Consider the following 18493-nt stretch of genomic DNA (forward strand, 5'->3'; position numbering starts at 1 on the left):
CGCCCGCCACCAACCCCGAACGACGGCCTTCGGCCGCGGTACCTGTCCCCGCCTCCGCCGCCTCCAGAGCCCTCCGGGGCCGTGCCGCCGGCGGGGAGGGGCCTACGGCACCCAGAGGCCGAGCGACTCGGCGACCAGGGCGGGGCGCTCCTGGCCCTCGATCTCCACGGTGTGGGTCGTGGTCACCAGGTAGCCCTTGGGGGACTCCTGTACCGAGCTGAGCTCGATGCCGTCACGGATGCGCGCGCCGGAGGGGACCGGCTGGAGGAAGCGCACCTTGTTGAGCCCGTAGTTGATGGACATGCTGGGCTTCTCGGTGAGTGAGATGGAGGACTGGGAGAAGTGGGCCAGCATCGACAGGGTCAGGAACCCGTGTGCGATGGTGCCGCCGAACGGACCCGACGCCGCCTTCTCCTGGTCGATGTGGATCCACTGGTGGTCCTCGGTCGCGTCGGCGAAGAGGGAGATCCGTTCCTGGTCGATGGTCACCCAGTCGGTGTAGCCCAGGTGCTCGCCCTGGGATGCGATGACCTCGTTGATGTCGGCGAATACGCGCACCGCGCCTCCACAGTCGTCGGGTCCGGAACGGGAGCCGGACGGTGCCGCAACTCTACCTAACGCTGTTCGGTTAAAGGGGAGGGGGAGTCCCTCCCGGAAGGCGGCTCGGGATCAGCGGCCCCGGCCGCGGCGGGCTCCGCCGCCGCGTTCGGCGAGGGCCTCGCGCGTGCCGTCGGCGTCCACCAGCAGGGTCTGCGCGGTGCGTCCGGCCACCGCCGTGCGGTCCACTCCGTGTCCCAGGCCGCTCTCCGTCAACGGGACCGGCACCACCCCGTCGTGCGCGCGTACCGGCGGGACCACCAGGTCGCGGCCGCGGCCTCCGGCGCCGGGCATCTCCACCGGCAGGGTCGCCCCCGACAGGGACGCCAGCGCGACCGCGGCCGCACGCCCGACCCCCGTCACCGCCGAGGAGCCGCACCAGACCTGCCAGCCCGCGTCCACCGCGCGGTCCACCGCGCGGCGGGCGGACGTCAGGCCGCCCAGCCGGGTCAGGTCCACGTTCACCGCTCCACCGGCCTCGGCGCGGATCGCCTCGCCGAGGTCCTCCACCGAGTCCAGCGACCGGCCCAGAGCCACCGGGGTGCGCAGCTCCGAGGCCAGGCGGCCGTGCGCGGCCAGGTCACCCGGGGCGAAGGGGTCCTCGATCGCCAGCAGGCCGAGTCCGTCCAGGACGCGCAGTGCGTCCAGGTCGGCGGGGGACTCGGTGTACCGTCCGCCCGCGTCGGCCTGTAGGACCAGGAACGGGAAGCTGCCCCGCACCGCACGTACCACGTCGGCGTCCCAACCCGGCTCGACCTCCAGCCGGATCCGCCTGAATCCCGCCCCGACCTGCCGGTTGACCTCGGTGACCACCGACTCCACGGTCACCTGCCGGGGCAGGGTCACACCCGCCGTGAGCGCGGTGCGCTCACCGCCCAGGGCGTGCGAGAGCGGAGTGCCGCGCTGGCGGCTCCACAGATCCCAGCAGGCGGTGTCCAGGGCGCCGGCCACCGCCGGGTCCCAGGGCAGGTCCGCCCACGCCTCACCCGCCTCGGTGGGCCGTCTCCAGGAGTGGCGCAGCAGGGCGGGGGCGAAGGCCGAGGCCAGGGCCTCCCACTGGGGCCCGGTGGCGCGTGGAAGCTCTCCCCAGCCGCTGACGCCCTCGCCGTCGGCCACACGGACCAGGACGGGGCCGTCGGCTCCGGTGCCCCGTACGCCCGACTGGGGCCGCAGCCGGATCAGCTCGAGTTCGACGATCCGGGTCGCGGTCGCCGAGTCGGTGTGTGCCACGCTGTCCCACCTCGGTGCTCGTCCTCCCGCCGGTCGTCCGGCCACCGGGCCGGACACGGGCTGTCCTCTCGACGGTACCCCCGGCCGACCTGCACGACCAGCCCGCGCGGTGCGGTCCGCGCCACCTGGCCGGCCAGGTGGAGGCTCCCTCCGGCCGCCCCGTGCCCTCGCCGCGGGCCGACGGCCCCTCACGGAACGGGGCCGCCCGCGGCGCCGACCGGCGCCGCGGACGGCCCGCGAAGCAGAGCCCGCCGTCTCTCAGCCCGTGGCCAGCACCTCGTCCAGCGGACGGTGCTTGAGCCCGTGCGCCTCGGCGACCGGCGCCGACACCACGTCGCCGTCGAAGGTGTTCAGGCCCCCGGCCAGCGCCTCGTCCTCGGCCAGGGCCCGCCGCCAGCCCTTCTCCGCCAGCGCCACCGTGTAGCGCAGGGTGTCCTTGGTCAGCGCGTGGGTGGAGGTGTTGGGCACCGCCCCCGGCATGTTCGCCACGCAGTAGAACACGGTGTCGTGCACCTGGAACGTGGGGTCGGCGTGCGTGGTGGGACGCGAGTCCTCGAAGCAGCCGCCCTGGTCGATGGCGATGTCCACCAGCACCGCGCCCGGGCGCATCCGCGACACCAGCTCGTTCGACACCAGCTTGGGCGCCTTGGCCCCCGGCACCAGCACCGCGCCGATCACCAGGTCGGACTCCAGCAGCGACTGCTCCAGCTCGAACGCGTTGGACACCACGGTCTTGACGCGGCCCCGGTAGATCGAGTCCACGTGCCGCAGCTTGTTCACGTTCAGGTCCAGCACGGTCACGTCGGCGCCCATGCCCACCGCGACCTGCGTCGCGTTCAGGCCGGACACGCCCGCGCCGACCACGGTCACCCGCGCCGGGCGCACACCCGGCACCCCGCCCATCAGGACGCCGCGCCCGCCGCTGGGACGCTGAAGGGTCACCGACCCCACCTGCGTGGCCAGGCGGCCCGCGACCTCCGACATCGGGGCCAGCAGCGGCAGGGAGCCGTCGGGAAGCTGCACGGTCTCGTAGGCGATACCGGTCACCCGCCGCTCCAGCAGCGCGTCGGTGCACTCGCGCGACGCGGCCAGGTGCAGGTAGGTGAAGAGGGTCTGCCCCTCGCGCATGCGGTGGTACTCCGCCGCGATCGGCTCCTTGACCTTCAGGATGAGGTCGCCCGCGGCCCACACCTCGTCGGCGGTCTCCAGGATGCGGGCACCCGCCGCCGCGTACTCGGAGTCGGGGATGGAGGATCCGAGGCCCGCGTCGCGTTCGACGACCACCTCGTGGCCCCGGCTGACCAGTTCGTGGACCCCCGCAGGAGTGATGGCCACCCGGTACTCGTGGTTCTTGATCTCACGGGGTACGCCGATGCGCACGGTTCCTCCTACTGGTATCTCCGTTGATATCCCCACTGTGACCTGCGAAGGCCCCTCGCCGCCATCGTCAACATGCATGACTGTCGGCGACCTTGTTGGCAACGTGTAAAGCGAATGCGTGGGATGGGACACGAGTTCGCACCCGGTGCGGGCGGGTTCGCTCCGAAGCGCCCCGTCCGGCCTGTGACCGGACCTCGTCCGGCCGCGTCACGGACCGTCGGCGGGGGAGCCGACGCGACCGCCCTCCGGCCCGGTCCCGCGTCCCGCGATCCACACGCGTTCCACGCGGCCCACCAGTTCCCTACCCGCGTACGGGCTCGGATCCACGCCCGGAACCGCCACCCGTGCGAGGGGGTCGAAGGCGACCAGGTCGGCGTCGAAGCCCGCCGCGATCCGCCCCTTGCCGCCCAGTCCCAGCAGTTGCGCGGGAGCCTCGGCCGTCCACCGGGCCAGGTCGGCCAGTCCGCCACCGCGCCGGTGCGCCGCCGTCCACAGTGCGGACAGGCTCCACTCCAGCGTGTACAGGCCGTGGGCGGGAAGGTGCCCCGACCCCACCGTGGTGATCGACGACTCCTCCGCCAGCAGCGCGCTCCACAGCGCCCTGCGGTTGGCGTCCGAGCGCACCGGGGGACGACAGGCGTGGGCGGGCGAATCCTGTGCCAGCGACTCCGAGGGCAGGCACAGGTAGTGCGGGCAGGTCTGCGCCGACAGCTCCACCCCGATCGGCCCCGCCGCCGCCAGCAGCGCGGCGCACTCGGCCGCCGTGAACGGGCACACGTGCGTGCGCGCCCCCACCACGCGGGCCGCCGCGATCACCCGCTCCAGTCCGCGCCGTTCCGCCCGGGGCGGCCGCTGCTCCGCCGACACCGGCGGGGTCCCCAGCTCCCGGGCGTCCTCGGCGTGCACCAGGAGCACGCTGTCCAGTGCCGCGAGTTCGGCCATCGACTTGCGCAGCCGGGCGTCGCCCAGGGACGCCATGTCCGGGGCTCCCCCGTCCGACAGGGAGCAGCGGAAGGCCACCGCGCCCGCCGCCTGCAGGTCGGCCAGGTCGAGCGGGCCGGTGCCTGGGGTCACCCCGCCCAGGAACAGCACCGGAACCGGGGAGGGCGCCGCCGCGCGCTGGTGGGTCTGGAGCGCGTCCGCGCACGTGATGGCGGGCCGGGCCGGGGCGGGGGAGGCCACGACGCAGGTCACCCCGCCGCGCAGGGCGGCCGTGCCCACCAGGCGGTAGGACTCGGCCAGGCCCTGCCCCGGCGCGTGTGCGCCGGTGTCCACGTCGACGGCGCCGGGCAGCAGCGCCACGTCGCCGAGGTCGGTCACCTCGCGCGCGGGCATGTCCGCTCCGTAGGCGTCCACGGCCTCGATCCGGCCGTCGCGCACTCCGACGGAGGCGGGGGCGACCCCGTCGGCGGCGACCACGCGCCTGGACCTGACCACACTGTCGAACACGGTCATCGCCGGTCCCCTTTTCACTACGCTCGCGACGGGAGGGTGTGCTGTGAGGAGCCGCGGAGGAGCCCGCGGCACGGGGGAGGAGTGGTCGAACGGCGGGCGGGGAAGTCGTCTCGGCCGGAGGACGAGCGTATCGCGGGAGGCCCCTCGGTGAGGGGGAAACACGACATCCTCCCGGGCACGTCTCGGGTTCGGGACGTGTACGGGGGTGGCCGGGGGCGCCCAAGTCCGACACCGTGTAGTAAACGGTTTAACCTTGGTCGAGGTGTTCCTCCGTGCGCGGCCCCTGCCGGAAGTGACTGGACAGCAGCGAGGCGGCCAACGGCCAAGGGCGCTGACCAGCCATCGAAACGAGACCGACGACGGAGTGGCGCGTGGCTCCTCCCGCACTGAACCCGAAATCCCCTCCTCAGGAACACCATGACGACGCCCCGGGCCCGGGGCGCGTCCCCCTCTTCGCCGTGGCCGCCGCGGCCCTGTGCCTGCTCGGTCTGAGCCTCACCCTCCTTCTCGGCGGCGCCGCCTTCCCCGAGGTCATCCCGGGCCTGCCCGACGCCGGCGAGGCCGTCCGCTGGGGCCTGCCGCTGGCCAAGACAGCCATGGACGCCTCCGGGGTCGTGGCCATCGGCCTGCTGCTGCTCGCGACGGTTTTGCTGCCCTCCCACAAGGGCCGGCTGTCCCGACAGGCGGTCGGCTACGTGCACGGCGCCACCTGGGCGGCCCTGGCGTGGGCCGTCTCCGCCGTGTTCACCCTCTACTTCCAGACCTCGGAGTTCCTGGCCAGGGCCGTCGGCCAGGTCAGCGTCGACGAGGTCACCGCCTACGCCGGATCCATCTCCGGCGGCATCGCGCTGATGTTCGTCGTCCTGTTCACGACCGGCATCGCCCTGTTCGGCCGCACGACCACCAGCGCCACCGGGGGCCTGTGGCTGCTCGTCCTCGCCCTGGTCGCGATCACGCCCCCGGCGCTGACCGGCCACTCGGCCTCCTCCGGGGCGCACGAACTGGCCGTGACCGGACTGGCCATGCACGTCATCTCCATCAGCGTGTGGGTGGGCGGCCTGGCCGCCCTCACCTACCACGCGACGCGCCGGGACGCGCAGGCCCCGTCGGTGGCCGCCAACCGGTTCAGCCGCATGGCCCTGTGGGCCTACGCCGGCGTGGCCGTCAGCGGCGTGGCCAGCGCGCTGGCGCGCCTGTACTCCCCCGGGGACCTGCTCACCACCGAGTACGGGCTGATCATCCTGGTCAAGACCATCCTGTTCGTGGTCCTGGGCGCGTTCGGCTACATGCAGCGCGAGTTCACCTTCAAGCGCCTCGACGACGCGCCGGAGGGCCCGGCGGGAGAGGCCTTCCGGCGCCCGCTGTTCCTGCGCGTGGCACTGGTCGAGGTGCTCATCATGGCCGCCGTCATCGGTGTGGCCGTCGGACTGGGGCGCACCGCGCCGCCCCCGCCGCTGGAGAGCACCGTCGACCCGGCCACCATCATCCTCGGTTTCCCGGTCCCGCCGCCCATGAGCGCCGCGAACCTGCTCACGCTGTGGCGCCCCGACCTGTTCTTCGCCATGGTCGTGGTGCTCGGGGGAGGGCTGTACGCGGCCGGCGTGGTGCGGCTGCGGCGCCGGGGCGACGCCTGGCCCGTCGGGCGCACGGTGGCCTTCATGGCGGGGCTGCTGACGATCGTCGTCACACAGTTGAGCGGGTTCGCGACCTACTCGATGGTGATGTTCTCGACGCACATGATCCAGCACATGGTGCTGTCGATGCTCACCCCGATCCTGCTGGTGCTGGGCGCGCCGGTCACCCTGGCCCTGCGCGGGTTCCGGCCCGCCGCGCGGCGCGGGGACCGGGGGCCGCGCGAGTGGCTGAACCTGTTCCTCAACAGCCGCTACTCCAAGGTGGTGACGCATCCGGCGGTCGCCGCCCCGCTGTTCGTGCTCAGCCCCTACGCGCTGTACTTCACCCCGCTGTTCGCCACGCTGATGAACGACCACCTGGGCCACATGTTCATGAGCGTGCACTTCCTCCTCGTGGGCTTCCTCTTCTACTGGATCATCGTGGGCGTGGACCCGGCCCCGAGGAAGGTGCCCTTCCTGCTGCGGATCCTGCTGCTGCTGGTGGTGATGGGGTTCCACGCCTTCTTCGGCATCACGATCATGATGCAGTCGGCGCCGCTGGCGATGGACTTCTACGGCCAGTTCGAGGTGCCGTGGATGGAGGGACAGGCCGAGGACCAGTACAAGGGCGGCGGCGTCGCCTGGGCGCTGGGCGAGATCCCCACCGCGCTGGTCATGATCGCGCTGGTCCGGCAGTGGGCGCGCGACGACGAGAAGGAGGAGCGCCGCCGCGAACGGCACAGCCGCCGGGGTGGTTCCGACGACGCCGACATGGACGCCTACAACGCCTACCTGGCCGAACTCGACCGGCGCTCGCGCGGTGCGGGTGCGGGTGCGGGCCCGGCCGCTGGCGCCGCGGCGACGGAGGCCGCGGTGGCCCCGGGCGCCCCGGAGCCGCAGGAGCGGGCGGACGGGCGGCCCGAGCCGGAGGCGGACGCGAAGCCCGGCGGACAGGTCGAGCCGAACGGATAGGGACGCGGCGCCGTGAGCGGCGCACGGGCGGATCCGCGCGGGGGCGTACCGGAGGGTGCGCCCCCGCCGCCGCGTCGGAGGCCCCTCCCCGGGCGTCGGCGCTCGGAGTCCCACGGGGCGAACGCCCCGCCGGACACCCGTGGCGTACGGAACTCGCGGCCCACGCACGGAGCCCGCGATGCGGAGGCGCGCCGCACGGGGCCCACCGCACTGGGACCATCGCACGGAGCCCGCCACGTGAGAAGCCCCGCGCCGGAGGGCGCGGGGCGTGGGAGCGGGGAGCCGGGGTCAGATGATCAGGGCGGCCACGGACGCGCCCACCAGCCCCAGGGTCAGGCAGACCAGCAGGCCCACGGCCAGGACCGGCAGGGACGGACGCAGCGATGCGAGGGCGGACCGGTCCCCGGACGCGGCCTGGCGGCGGGCCACCAGCGGCAGCATCGCCACGTTCACCGCGTACACGACGGCCACGACGCAACTGGCCACGGCGAACGCCGTCCAGAAGCCGGAGCCGGCGGACAGCGTGTTGGCCGCGGCCAGTACCGGCAGCGCCACCAGGAGCACCACCGAGGCGGCTCCGAACGCCACCCGCACCCCGGGCGGCGCCTCGCGGGCACCCCCTGGAAGCACGAGGAGCAGACCGATGAGGGCCGCCATCATGATGGCGCCCACGATTCCGAACACGGCGATGTCGACCAGCGAATTCACGCTGGTCATTGTCGCACCGGTCGGAGGGCGGCCGGATCCGGGGTGGGTGTGCGAAGGGCCCGAGCGCAGTGGCCGGCGCCGCCCGTCCCGGGAGCGGGACCGGGCCGGTCAGCCCACGTGCTCCACCCTCGACCCCGAGGCGCTCTTGACCACCCTCAGCCGCGTCGACACCCGCTGCCTCAGGTCGGCGACGTGGCTCACCACGCCCACGGCGCGGCCGCCGTCGCGCAGCCGGTCCAGGACGTCCAGCACCTCCTCCAGGGTGTCCTCGTCCAGGGTGCCGAAGCCCTCGTCCACGAACAGCGTGTCGATGTCCGCGCCGCCCGCCTCGGCACTGGCCACGTCGCCCAGCCCCAGGGCCAGGGCCAGCGAGCTGAAGAACGTCTCCCCGCCCGAGAGCGTGGCCGGGTCGCGCTCCACCCCCGTCCAGGCGTCGACCACCCGCATGCCCAGGCCTCCGGCCGAACGCGCGCGCCCGTCACCGGCGGCCTTGTCCACCGTGTACCGCAACTCGTACCGGCCGTCCGACATCGTCACCAGGCGGTCGTTGGCGGCGGCCACCACCCGCTCCAGGCGGGAGGCCAGCACGTAGGCGGACAGGCGCACGTGGTCGGTGTTGTCGGGGGAGGTCCCCGCCGCCAGGCCGCGCAGCCCCTCGGCCACCGTGTAGCGGTGCAGCACCGGCTCACAGTCCGCCAACTGCCTCCGGAGGTCCCCGCGCAGCTCGGTGAGCCGGCTCGCCCGCTGCTCCAGCGTGCTCCGCCAGGTCACCGCGCGGTCGGCGGTGTCCGAGGCGCTTCGGGCCTCGGCGTCCAGCGCCTCCAGGTCCGGGGCGGGCAGCTCCCCCGCGGCGGCCAGGCCGGGATCGGCCAGCGCCGCCTCGACGGTGGCCCACTTGCCGTCGAAGGAACGGGCGCGCTCACGCAGCTCACGCCGCCGCCGCTCGTCCAGGACGGCCTCCCACACCCCGGCCTCGTCGGCGAACCGGACCTCGGCCCGCGCCCGCTCGGCCTCGGCGGCGGCCGCGCGCAGCTCCTCGGCCGCGCGGTCCCGGGCGACGGCGGCCTCGGCGGCGGCGCGGAGCAGGTCGGCCTCGCCGCTCAGCCTGGTGATCCGCTCGTCCAGCCCCGCGTCGTCCCCGCGTGCCCGATCCAGCCGCGCGGTCAGCCTCTCGTGCTCGCGGACGGCGTTCTCCCGGTCGGCCTCCACCCGGGTCTCCTGGCGGAGCAGTTCGCCCTCGCGGGCACGGGCCCGCTCCAGGTCGGCGGCGGCCCTCTCCAGCGCCTCCTCCACGCGGCGCGCCTCACCGACGGCGTCCCGGGCCTGCGAGAGCGCCAGGCGGTGGGCCCGCACCTCCTCGCGGGCGGACTCGGGGGTGCGGCCCTCGGCGCGCTCGCGGGCGGCCTCGCACCGCTCACGCAGCGCCGTCACGGCGTTCTCCGCCTCGGTGCGCCGGGCGGCGGCGGTGTCGGCGGCCGCCCGGGCCCGCTCCTCCTCATCCGGGGACACCAGCCCCTCTCCGGAGGGCCGGGCGGGGGCGGGGTGCTCCGCCGACCCGCACACGGCGCACGGCTCACCGTCGGCGAGGTTCCCGGCCAGTTCGGCGGCCATGTGGGTGATCCGGCGCTCGTGCAGCTCCTGGGCGCGGTCGCGGGCCTCCTGGGCGGCGTCCACCGCCGCGTGGTGCCGTTCCCGGGCCGCCTCCAGCTCCCGGCCGAGGCGCTCCGCCTCCACGGCCCCGTCCCGGCGCCGCTCGGCGGCGGCCAGGACGGTCTCGGCCGACTCCACCAGACCCGCCCGGTCGCGCAGACCGCGCAGCCGGTCGGTCAACCGCTCCACCTGCGGCGGCAGGTCGGCGACCAGCCCGCGCTGGTGGTCCCACTGGTCGCAGATCTCGCCCAGGTGCCGGGTGAGCTCGGTGACGGAGCGACCCAGGGATCGGCGGCGCTCGGCGTCCCCGCGCAGCAGCTCCAGACGTGCCAGCTCGTCGCGGCGCTCCCGCTCGGCGCCGCGCAGCGCCTCCTCGGGGCCCGGCCCGCCCGGCTCCGGGGGGAACAGGTCCGCGGTGTCGACCCCCGGCAGGCCGCTGACCAGGGCCAGGTGGTCGGTGACGGCCATTTCGGCCTTGTCCAGCTCGGTGCGCCGGTTGTCGCGGGCGCGCAGGAACGGCAGCACCGAATCGGCGCGCTCGGCCGCGTCGAGCCGGGTGTCGGCCTCCGCGCGCCAGTCGGCGTGCTCGGCGAGCTCGGCGCGGCGCAGGCGCGCGGAGGCCAGCCGATCCTGGCGGTCGCGCAGCTCCCGTCCCTCGGCCAGGGCCAGCCGCGCGTCCTCACGTGCCCCGGTGAACTCCGCGGCCACGGAGGCGGCGTCGCGCGCGGTCGCGGTGGTGACGGCGGCCAGTTCGGCGGCCCACGCCGACAGCTCCTCGGGCAGGTCGGGTGCGGTGCACCGGCCGACCTCGGCGATCCGGCCCGCGACCGCGCGCACCCGGTCGTCGGCGGACTCCACCTCGCGGCGCAGCCTGTTGGCGTGCTCCTTGAACCACTCCTCCACGTCGCGGAACACGCGGGTGTTGAAGATCCGCTCCAGGGAGTCGCGCCGTTCGTCGGACTTGGCGCGCAGGAACCGGGCGAAGTCGCCCTGGGGGAGCATGGCGGTCTGGCAGAACTGTTCGAGGGTGAGCCCCACCAGGTCGCCGACGAACTGCCCGGCCTCGTCGGGGCGGTTGGTGACGCCCTCCCAGCGGCCGTTGAGCCGCTCCTGGACGAGGACCTTGGCGTTCTCGACCCTGGTGCCGGTCCCGCGCTTCTTGGGCCGCTCCCAGCGGGGGCTGCGCTCGACGCGGACACGGCGGTCCCGGACGGTGAACTCCAGGGTGATCCGGGGGACGCGGTCCAGCGGCGCGTGGTCGCTCTTGGGGGAGCGGTCCTTGCCGCGTGCGCCCGGCACGCTGCCGTACAGGGCGAAGCACACCGCGTCCAGCACGGAGGTCTTGCCCGCGCCGGTGGGGCCGTGGACGAGGAAGAGCCCGCCCGCGCTGAGGCGGTCGAAGTCCACCTTCTCGGTGCCCGCGAACGGGCCGAACGCCTCGATGGTGAGGGTGTGCAACCGCATCAGCGCGTTCCCTCCTGGGACCGGACCTGCTCGACGGCGGTGTTCACGAGGGCCTCCTCCTCGGGGGTGGCGGGGGTGCCGCGGGCCCACTCGACGAAGTCGGCGACCACCTGGCGCTCGCTGCGGTCGGCGACGGAGGCGGCGACCGGGCGGGTGTCGGGGGCGGCGCCCTCGGGAGCGAAGTCCAGGACCAGGGTGTGGGGGAAGCGTTCGCGCAGCCGGTCCATGGGGTGGGCCGGGCGGCGGGGGTCGGTGAGGGTGATCTGGAGCCAGTGGTCGGTGTGGGAGTCCCACTCGGGGAGGGTGAGCAGGTCCTCGATCCGGCCGCGGATCCGGGCCAGCGGGCGGGGGACTGGCGCCTCGACGAACTCCGCGTCCGCCAGGCCGTCGGCGTCCAGCTCCACCACCCAGCAGCCCTTGACGTGGTGCTCCTCGGAGAAGGAGTAGGCGAGCGGGCTGCCCGCGTAGCGCACGGACGGGGTGATGGCCTGCCGTCCGTGCAGGTGGCCCAGGGCGACGTAGTCGACCCCGTCGTAGACCCGGACGGGCACGTGCGAGGCGCCGCCCACGGAGATGTCGCGTTCGCTGTCGGAGGGCTCTCCGCCGGTGACGAAGGCGTGCGAGAGGACCACCGAGCGGGTGCCCGGGCGCTCGGCGAGGTCGGCGCGGACCAGGTCCATGGCGTATCCGACGGCCGTGGCGTGGCCGCGCTCGGGCAGGTCCCACTGGTGGCGGGCGAGTTCCGGGTCGAGGTAGGGGATGCCGTAGAAGGCGACGGGGCCGTGCTCGTCGTCGACGACGACGGGGGCGCCGACCCCGTCCAGGGAGCTGCGCAGGTGGACGCCCGAGGCGTCGATGAGGCCGGTGGCGAAGGACATCCGCGTCATGGAGTCGTGGTTGCCGCTGATGAGGACGGCGCGGGCTCCCGTCTCGCGGATGCGGCTGAGCGCCCGGTCGAACAGCCGGACGGCGTCCACCGAGGGAAGCGCGCGGTCGTAGAGGTCGCCGGCCACGGCGACGACGTCGATCCGGCGTTCGCGGATGGTGTCGACGAGGTGGTCGAGGAAGGCGGACTGGGCGCCGATGAGGTTCTCCCTGTGGAAGGAGCGACCCAGGTGCCAGTCCGAGGTGTGCAGCAGGCGCATGGCACCGGACATTACCGAAGACGGGCGTACCGCGTTCGGGGAAATCCCCTTCTGTGGACGACTGTGGGATATCGGTGTCCGCGGGCCCCGGCGGGACCCGTCAGTGCCTACGGGCGAGGGTGAGGCCGTCGCCTACGGGCAGCAGCACCTGCTCGACGCGCTCGTCGGCGACCAGGCGGTCGTTGAAGTCGCGGATGCCCCGCACCACCGGGGAGGTGTCGGCGGTGTCCACCACGCGCCCGTGGGAGAGGGTGTTGTCGGCCAGGATGAGGCCGCCCCGGCGGATGCGGGGGACCAGCTCCTCCCAGTAGCCGACGTAGCCCTCCTTGTCGGCGTCCACGAAGGCCAGGTCGAACTGGGGCTCCGGGGGGAGCGCGCGCAGGGACTCCAGGGCCGGGCCGAGCCTGAGCGTGATCTTGCCGGCGACCCCGGCGCGCTCCCAGTAGCGGCGGGCGACGGAGGTCCACTCGTCGCTGACGTCCAGGGCCAGCAGGCGGCCGTCCGCGGGCAGGCCGCGCGCGAAGCAGATCGAGGAGTAGCCGGTGAAGGTCCCGACCTCCACGACGTCGCGGGCGCCGCAGACCCGGGTGAGCAGGGTGGTGAAGGCACCCTGCTCGGGACCGATCTGCATCCCCCGGTAGTCGGGGAAGAGCCGAGCGGTCTCCTCGGCCAGGTCGGCGAGCACCTCGTCCACGGGCTCGCTGTGGTCGACGATGTAGGCGTGCAGTTCCGGAGTCAGGCCCTCTGAGGATCGTGTCACGCCCGCCAGCCTAGAACAGCACCTCCCGCATCACCCGGACCGGGCCGCTGTGTCCCGGGGTGCGTGGCGAGTCCTGCCTCAGCCCCCTGGGGGTGTGGTTCGGGCGCCGGCGGGGTTCTGGAGGTGCCGTAGGAGGGTTCACGAGGCACGAGTGAACCCTTCGGAGGCGCCGAAGGTTCCCGCCTTCGAGGCGTCCGAACACGGGGCGAAGCGGAGCGGAGCCCCAAGGAAGGCACCAGAGCGCCGGCGGGGTTCTGGAGGTGGCGTAGGAGGGTTCACGAGGTACGAGTGAACCCTTCGGAGGCGCCGAAGGTTCCCGCCTTCGAGGCGTCCGGACACGGGGCGAAGCGGAGCGGAGCCCCAAGGAAGGCACCAGAGCGCCGGCGGGGTTCTGGAGGTGGCGTAGGAGGGTTCACGAGGTACGAGTGAACCCTTCGGGGGCGCCGAAGGTTCCCGCCTTCGAGGCGTCCGGACACGGGGCGAAGCGGAGCGGAGCCCCAAGGAAGGCACCAGAGCGCCGGCGGGGTTTCGGAGGAGCCGAAGGCTCCCGTCTCCAAGGCGTCCGGACACGGAGGGCGCCGCGCCGCGGGCGTCCGCTGGGGGTGGCGGAGGGCGAGGGGTGGGCGAAGCGGAGCGGAGCCCCGAAGGAAGCACTAGTACTCGGGCAACAGGGAGGGCCAGTCGAAGAGGTACACCGTCCCCACGATGACGCCGATGGTCAGCAGCGGGGTGACCAGCTTCTGCTCGACGGGGCCGTCGGTGACGAAGCCCTTGTCCTGGCCGAAGCGCTTCTTGTAGAAGGGCCAGAAGATCGGCACGCCCATCTTGGTGATCATGTCGCCGAAGAAGTGCAGCACCACGCCGAAGGCCACCGCCAGGCCCAGCCAGCTGTAGTTCACCCCGGCGGTGAACAGGGCCAGCGTGATCCCTCCCGTGACCATCGCGTTGATGATCCCCGAGGCGACGCGGTTCTTGTCCAGGCCAAATCCCAGGCCCTGCAGGGCGATGCCGATCAGCAGGAACACGAAGATCTGGACGGCCAGCTCCGACCACAGGGCCAGCAACTGGACCAGCACGCCCACGAGGATCGCGAAGAAGAACGAGTGCGTTCCCATGCGGTGACCGCCGAAGAGGAAGCCGAGCATGCCGCCCAGCGTCTCGGTGACCTTGCCGTAGGTCTTGGTCACCGTGGCGCTCTTGTGGTCCAGGTCGGGCAGCAGGGCCGCACCGGCGCAGACCAGGGACCCGGCGACGATCTCGCCGGGTCCCAGGTCGAAGCTGAGTCCGGGAAATTCCATGCCCTGAACCAGCGGGACGACCGCCATCCAACCGACCACGCCGCTCAGTGCGTGAGAGTGCCCCATCATGGCCGGAACCGTAGCGGAGTACGGCATTCACTGCCAACGCGGGGTGGCGGTGGACGACCCGCACGTCACGCGGCGCACAGGGACCACTCCGTCCCCGGTTCCCAGAGGCGAATGTATTCCAATGTCACGGCGCTCCCCGTAGATCATTGACGCCGATCACCGCAGGTTGGTAAACAACCACCAACCCCAGGGCGGCGGTGGCGCGCCTCCCACCACACGATCCTCTGACAGGGGCCGCACATGAACTCCCACGGACATTCCTCCGGCCTCCTTCGACCCCCCAGCCTCCGCCGTGCCGCCGCCGCGGGTACCGCCCTGCTCCTGGCCGCGGTTCCCGCCCTCGCCTCCGCCCCCGCCGCGGCGGACGAGGACGGTGGCGACACCCTCACGATCGCCACCTCCCAGCAGGTGGACTCGTTCAACCCCTTCACGGCCCAGCTCGCCGTCACCACCAACGTCCTCCGCCACGTCTACGACTCCCTCATCACCGTCAGCCCCAAGACGAACGAGCCCGCCCCCTCGCTGGCCGAGTCCTGGGAGTCCAGCGAGGACGGCCTCACCTGGACCTTCCACCTGCGCGACGGCGTCACCTTCTCCGACGGCGAGCCCCTCACCGCCGACGACGTGGTCTGGACCTTCACCACGATGATGGAGAACGAGGCCGCGGCCGTCGCCAACGGCAACTACGTCTCCGGCTTCGAGTCGGTCACCGCCGAGGACGACCGCACCGTGGTCGTCGAACTCGACCAGCCCCAGGCCACGATGGCCTCCCTCAACGTCCCGGTCGTGCCCCGGCACGTCTGGGAGCCGATCCTGGAGGAGGAGGGGGACGCCTTCGCCGAGTACGGCAACGAGGAGTTCCCGACCGTCGGCAGCGGCCCCTTCGTCCTCACCGGCCACGACCGGGGCAGGTCCATCACCCTGGAGGCCAACCCCGACCACTGGCGCGGCGCCCCCGGCTTCGACCGGATCGTCCTGCGCTACTACTCCGAGAAGGACGCCGCGGTCGAGGCCCTGCGCAGCGGCGAGGTCTCCTTCGTCTACGAGCTCACCCAGGCCCAGGCCGAAGCCCTGCGGACCACCGAGGACATCCACGTCAACGTCGCCGAGGGCAAGCGCTTCCAGGCCTTCACCGTCAACCCCGGCGCCGTCACCCAGGACGGCGAGGAGTTCGGCGACGGCCACCCCGCCCTCGCCGACCGCACCCTGCGCCAGGCCATCGCCATGGCCGTCGACAACGAGGAGATCGTCGACAAGGCGCACGGCGGCCAGGCCGTCGCCGCGGGCGGCTACATCCCGCCCCGCTACGAGGACTTCCACTGGGAGCCCGAGGGCGGCGGCGCCCTCCCCGACTTCGACCCCGAGGCCGCCAACACCATGCTCGACGAGGCCGGGTACGAGAGGGGCGGGGACGGCGTGCGCGTCTCACCCGACGGCGACCGCCTCGAACTGCGCATGCACGTCCACCAGGACCGCCCCGCCAACGTCAACGCCGGGCTGGTCCTGGTCGAGCGCCTCGCCGACATCGGTATCGAGGTCAGGAACCTCACCGTCGACCCCGGCGTACTCAGCGACGCCCTCTTCGCGGGCGAGTACGACCTCATCTTCACCGGGTGGACGGTCAACCCCGACCCCGACTACGTCCTCAGCATCCACACCTGCGGGGCCCTGCCCACCGAGCCCGGCACCATGCAGGGCGACGCCTACTTCTGCGACGAGGAGTACGACGAGCTCTACGAGGCCCAGCTCGCCGAGTACGACCGCGAGGCCCGGGCCGAGATCATCCACCGGCTCCAGGAGGTCCTCCACCGCGAGGCCGTCGTGAACGTCCTCGCCTACCCCAACATCATGGAGGCCTACCGCACCGACCACATCGCCTCCATCCAGTACGAGCCCGCCGAGGGCGGCAACATCTGGGGCCAGGACGGCTACTGGGCCTGGTGGTCCGCCGAACCCGCCTCCGCCGAGGCCGGAGCCGCCGCCTCCGGGCCCTCCACCGGGGCCTGGATCGGCGTCGGAACCGTCGTGCTCGTCCTCGTCGCGGGCGGGGGATTCCTGCTGCTCCGCCGACGCGCCACCAGGGAGGACCGCGAGTGACCAGTACTCCCACCAGGGCGGGGGATCCGCCCGGGCCCGGGGCGAACGACGCCCCCGTCCCGGCGGACCCCGCCGGTCCCGGCCGCGCGGGCCGCGCCGGCCGGGTCGCGCGCTACGTGGCCGGACGCCTGACGACCGCGCTGGCCTCCCTGGCCGCCGTGGTCGTCGCCGGGTTCTTCCTCTTCCGGATCCTGCCCGGCGACCCCGTCCGCGCCATGACCGAGGGCCGCGAGGTCACCGCCGAACAGCGCGAGGAGCTGCGCCGCCAGTTCGGCCTCGACCAACCGCTGTGGCAGCAGTTCCTGGACTACGCGGCCGGGCTGCTCCGCTTCGACCTCGGCACGTCCTTCCAGTACCGCGAACCCGTCGCCGAGCTCATCCTGAACCGCCTCGGCCCCACGGTCCTGCTCGCCGGGACCGGCACGGTCGTCGCCGCGCTCCTGGGCCTGTTCCTGGGCGCCCGCGCCGGGTGGAGGCCGGGCGGCCGCGGCGACCGCGTCAACACCGCCGTGGCCCTGTTCCTCTGGTCGGTGCCCACGTTCTGGCTCGGCCTGCTGCTCATCGTGTTCCTGGCCTCCGGGCGCGGGTTCGTGCCCGGCCTGTTCCCCACCGGCGGCATGGTCGCCCCCGGCGCCGACGGGGCCCTGGAGACCGCACTGAGCACCGCACGGCACATGGTGCTGCCCGTCGCCACCATGGTCGCGGTCATCTACGCCCAGTACCTGATGATCATGCGCTCCTCGCTCATGGACGAGAAGGGCGCCGACTACCTCACCACCGCACGGGCCAAGGGCCTGCGCGACACCCTCGTGCGGCGCAGGCACGCCGTGCCCAACGCGCTGCTGCCCACCGTGACGCTCGTCTTCCTCAACCTCGGCCAGGTCGTGTCCGGCGTGATCCTCGTGGAGACCGTGTTCTCCTGGCCCGGCCTCGGACAGCTCTTCTACTCCGGCCTGCGCGTGCCCGACCTCGGCCTCGTCCAGGGCCTGTTCGTGGTCTTCGCGGCCTCGGTGATCCTCATGAACCTTCTCGCCGACCTGGTGTACCCGCTGCTCGACCCCCGGGTGCGCCCGTGAGCGCCCCCGCCGGGACGCCCGGCACCCCGGAGGCCGGCGACCGGACCGACCGGGCCGAAGGCGCCGCGCCGGCCACACCCCGAGCCCTCGCCCGCAGGCGCCGCCGCGAGGCCCTGCGCCGCTTCGCCCGCGAGTACGCCCGCAACCGCGCCGGACTGTTCGGCCTGGCCGCGCTGCTGGCCATCGGCGCCCTGGCGCTGACCGCCCCGCTCCTCGTCGACCAGGCCGACCTCACCATCACCGGCGCGCCCGGCGCCGCCTACCAGCCGCCCAGCGTCGAGTACCCGCTCGGCACCGACAACTTCGGCCGCTCCATCCTGGACCTGGTCATCTGGGGCTCCCGCGTCTCGCTCACGGTGGGCTTCCTGGCCACGGCCGTCTCCGTGGTCCTGGGCACCCTGGTCGGGATGACCGCCGGGCACTTCGGCGCCTCAGGCGGCGCCGCCGGGAGGATCGTGTCCTCGGCGCTCATGCGCGTCACCGACTGGTTCCTGGTCCTGCCCACCCTGGTCCTGGCCGTGGCCCTGGCCGCCGTGCTGCCGCGCGGCACCGGCACCATCATCATCGCCATCGGCCTCACCGTCTGGCCCGCCACCGCCCGGCTGGTGCGCGCCCAGACCCTGGCCGTGGAGGCCCGCCCCTACGTGGAGCGGGCCCGTGCCCTGGGCGGCGGCCACGCCCACGTCATGGCCTGGCACGTCCTGCCCAACGTCATGCCGGTCGTGCTCGCCCAGACCACCCTGCTCGTGGCCACCTCGATCATCGCCGAGTCCACCCTGGCCTTCCTCGGCGTGGGCGACCCCACCGTCGTGTCCTGGGGCGGCGTCCTGGAGGCGGCCCGCAACGCCGGCGCGATCAGCTCCGGGATCTGGTGGTACATGGTCCCGCCCGGCCTGGCGATCGCCCTGGTCGCGCTGTCCTTCACCCTGTGCGGCCGGGCACTCGAATCCGTCATCAACCCGCGACTCCGGGGGTAGCG

Annotated in this window: 13 protein-coding genes; 4 read left to right on the forward strand and 9 right to left on the reverse strand. The window is 73.5% G+C overall.

The genetic code is table 11. The annotated features are described in order from the left end of the window. Window positions 1-102: 102 nt before the first annotated feature. The 4 genes from NOSIN_RS03085 to NOSIN_RS03100 form a co-directional block, all read right to left on the reverse strand. A complete protein-coding gene (locus NOSIN_RS03085) occupies window positions 103-558 on the reverse strand; it encodes a MaoC family dehydratase (protein ID WP_077689271.1) in 456 nt (151 codons plus the stop codon). Window positions 559-669: 111 nt separating this feature from the next. Further along, a complete protein-coding gene (locus tag NOSIN_RS03090; protein WP_077689272.1) occupies window positions 670-1827 on the reverse strand; it encodes an enolase C-terminal domain-like protein in 1158 nt (385 codons plus the stop codon). A gap of 258 nt (window positions 1828-2085) precedes the next feature. Beyond that, window positions 2086-3207 (reverse strand): alanine dehydrogenase, encoded by a 1122-nt coding sequence (gene ald / locus NOSIN_RS03095; RefSeq protein WP_077689273.1) that lies wholly within the window; start codon window positions 3205-3207, stop codon window positions 2086-2088. Window positions 3208-3414: 207 nt separating this feature from the next. Next, on the reverse strand, window positions 3415-4662 hold the full coding sequence (locus NOSIN_RS03100) for an amidohydrolase family protein (protein ID WP_077689274.1): 1248 nt from the start codon (window positions 4660-4662) through the stop codon (window positions 3415-3417). A 371-nt stretch (window positions 4663-5033) separates the two neighbouring features. Between NOSIN_RS03100 and NOSIN_RS03105 the strand changes: the two genes are divergently transcribed. After that, window positions 5034-7247 (forward strand): cytochrome c oxidase assembly protein, encoded by a 2214-nt coding sequence (locus tag NOSIN_RS03105; RefSeq protein WP_077689275.1) that lies wholly within the window; start codon window positions 5034-5036, stop codon window positions 7245-7247. 288 nt (window positions 7248-7535) lie between these two features. Here the strand turns inward: NOSIN_RS03105 and NOSIN_RS03110 are convergent, their stop codons facing one another. From NOSIN_RS03110 to NOSIN_RS03130, 5 genes are all read right to left on the reverse strand, one after another. Further along, on the reverse strand, window positions 7536-7964 hold the full coding sequence (locus NOSIN_RS03110; protein WP_077689276.1) for a hypothetical protein: 429 nt from the start codon (window positions 7962-7964) through the stop codon (window positions 7536-7538). A gap of 99 nt (window positions 7965-8063) precedes the next feature. Further along, window positions 8064-11069 (reverse strand): AAA family ATPase, encoded by a 3006-nt coding sequence (locus NOSIN_RS03115; RefSeq protein ID WP_077689277.1) that lies wholly within the window; start codon window positions 11067-11069, stop codon window positions 8064-8066. Then, window positions 11069-12226, reverse strand: coding sequence for an exonuclease SbcCD subunit D (locus NOSIN_RS03120; RefSeq protein ID WP_077689278.1), 1158 nt, complete (start codon window positions 12224-12226; stop codon window positions 11069-11071). The genes NOSIN_RS03115 and NOSIN_RS03120 overlap by 1 nt, the downstream gene beginning before the upstream one ends. Window positions 12227-12314: 88 nt before the next feature. Beyond that, window positions 12315-12974 (reverse strand): O-methyltransferase, encoded by a 660-nt coding sequence (locus NOSIN_RS03125; protein WP_077689279.1) that lies wholly within the window; start codon window positions 12972-12974, stop codon window positions 12315-12317. A 653-nt stretch (window positions 12975-13627) separates the two neighbouring features. Next, complete coding sequence (locus NOSIN_RS03130; protein ID WP_077689280.1) at window positions 13628-14341, reverse strand: metal-dependent hydrolase; 714 nt, start codon at window positions 14339-14341, stop codon at window positions 13628-13630. 240 nt (window positions 14342-14581) lie between these two features. On the opposite strand from NOSIN_RS03130, the gene NOSIN_RS03135 reads away from it, so the two are divergent. The 3 genes from NOSIN_RS03135 to NOSIN_RS03145 are packed head-to-tail and all read left to right on the forward strand — an operon-like array spanning window position 14582 to window position 18491. Beyond that, entirely contained in the window at window positions 14582-16438 is a 1857-nt protein-coding gene (locus tag NOSIN_RS03135; protein ID WP_077689281.1) for an ABC transporter substrate-binding protein, read from the forward strand. After that, entirely contained in the window at window positions 16435-17514 is a 1080-nt protein-coding gene (locus NOSIN_RS03140; protein WP_077689282.1) for an ABC transporter permease, read from the forward strand. The genes NOSIN_RS03135 and NOSIN_RS03140 overlap by 4 nt, the downstream gene beginning before the upstream one ends. Then, window positions 17511-18491: an ABC transporter permease gene (locus tag NOSIN_RS03145; protein ID WP_077689283.1), complete on the forward strand. Its 981-nt coding sequence runs from the start codon at window positions 17511-17513 to the stop codon at window positions 18489-18491. Before NOSIN_RS03140 ends, NOSIN_RS03145 begins: the two co-directional genes overlap by 4 nt. Window positions 18492-18493 lie beyond the last annotated feature (2 nt).

Source organism: Nocardiopsis sinuspersici (assembly GCF_001998325.1).
GTDB classification, from domain to species: Bacteria; Actinomycetota; Actinomycetes; order Streptosporangiales; family Streptosporangiaceae; genus Nocardiopsis; species Nocardiopsis sinuspersici.

Excerpts from the sequence above, each read along its gene's own strand:
- NOSIN_RS03100 (WP_077689274.1), bottom strand. The coding sequence starts at position 4,662 with ATGACCGTGTTCGACAGTGTGGTCAGGTCCAGGCGCGTGGTCGCCGCC.
- NOSIN_RS03110 (WP_077689276.1), bottom strand. The coding sequence starts at position 7,964 with ATGACCAGCGTGAATTCGCTGGTCGACATCGCCGTGTTCGGAATCGTG.
- NOSIN_RS03115 (WP_077689277.1), bottom strand. The coding sequence starts at position 11,069 with ATGCGGTTGCACACCCTCACCATCGAGGCGTTCGGCCCGTTCGCGGGC.
- NOSIN_RS03120 (WP_077689278.1), bottom strand. The coding sequence starts at position 12,226 with ATGTCCGGTGCCATGCGCCTGCTGCACACCTCGGACTGGCACCTGGGT.
- NOSIN_RS03130 (WP_077689280.1), bottom strand. The coding sequence starts at position 14,341 with ATGATGGGGCACTCTCACGCACTGAGCGGCGTGGTCGGTTGGATGGCG.
- NOSIN_RS03135 (WP_077689281.1), top strand. The coding sequence starts at position 14,582 with ATGAACTCCCACGGACATTCCTCCGGCCTCCTTCGACCCCCCAGCCTC.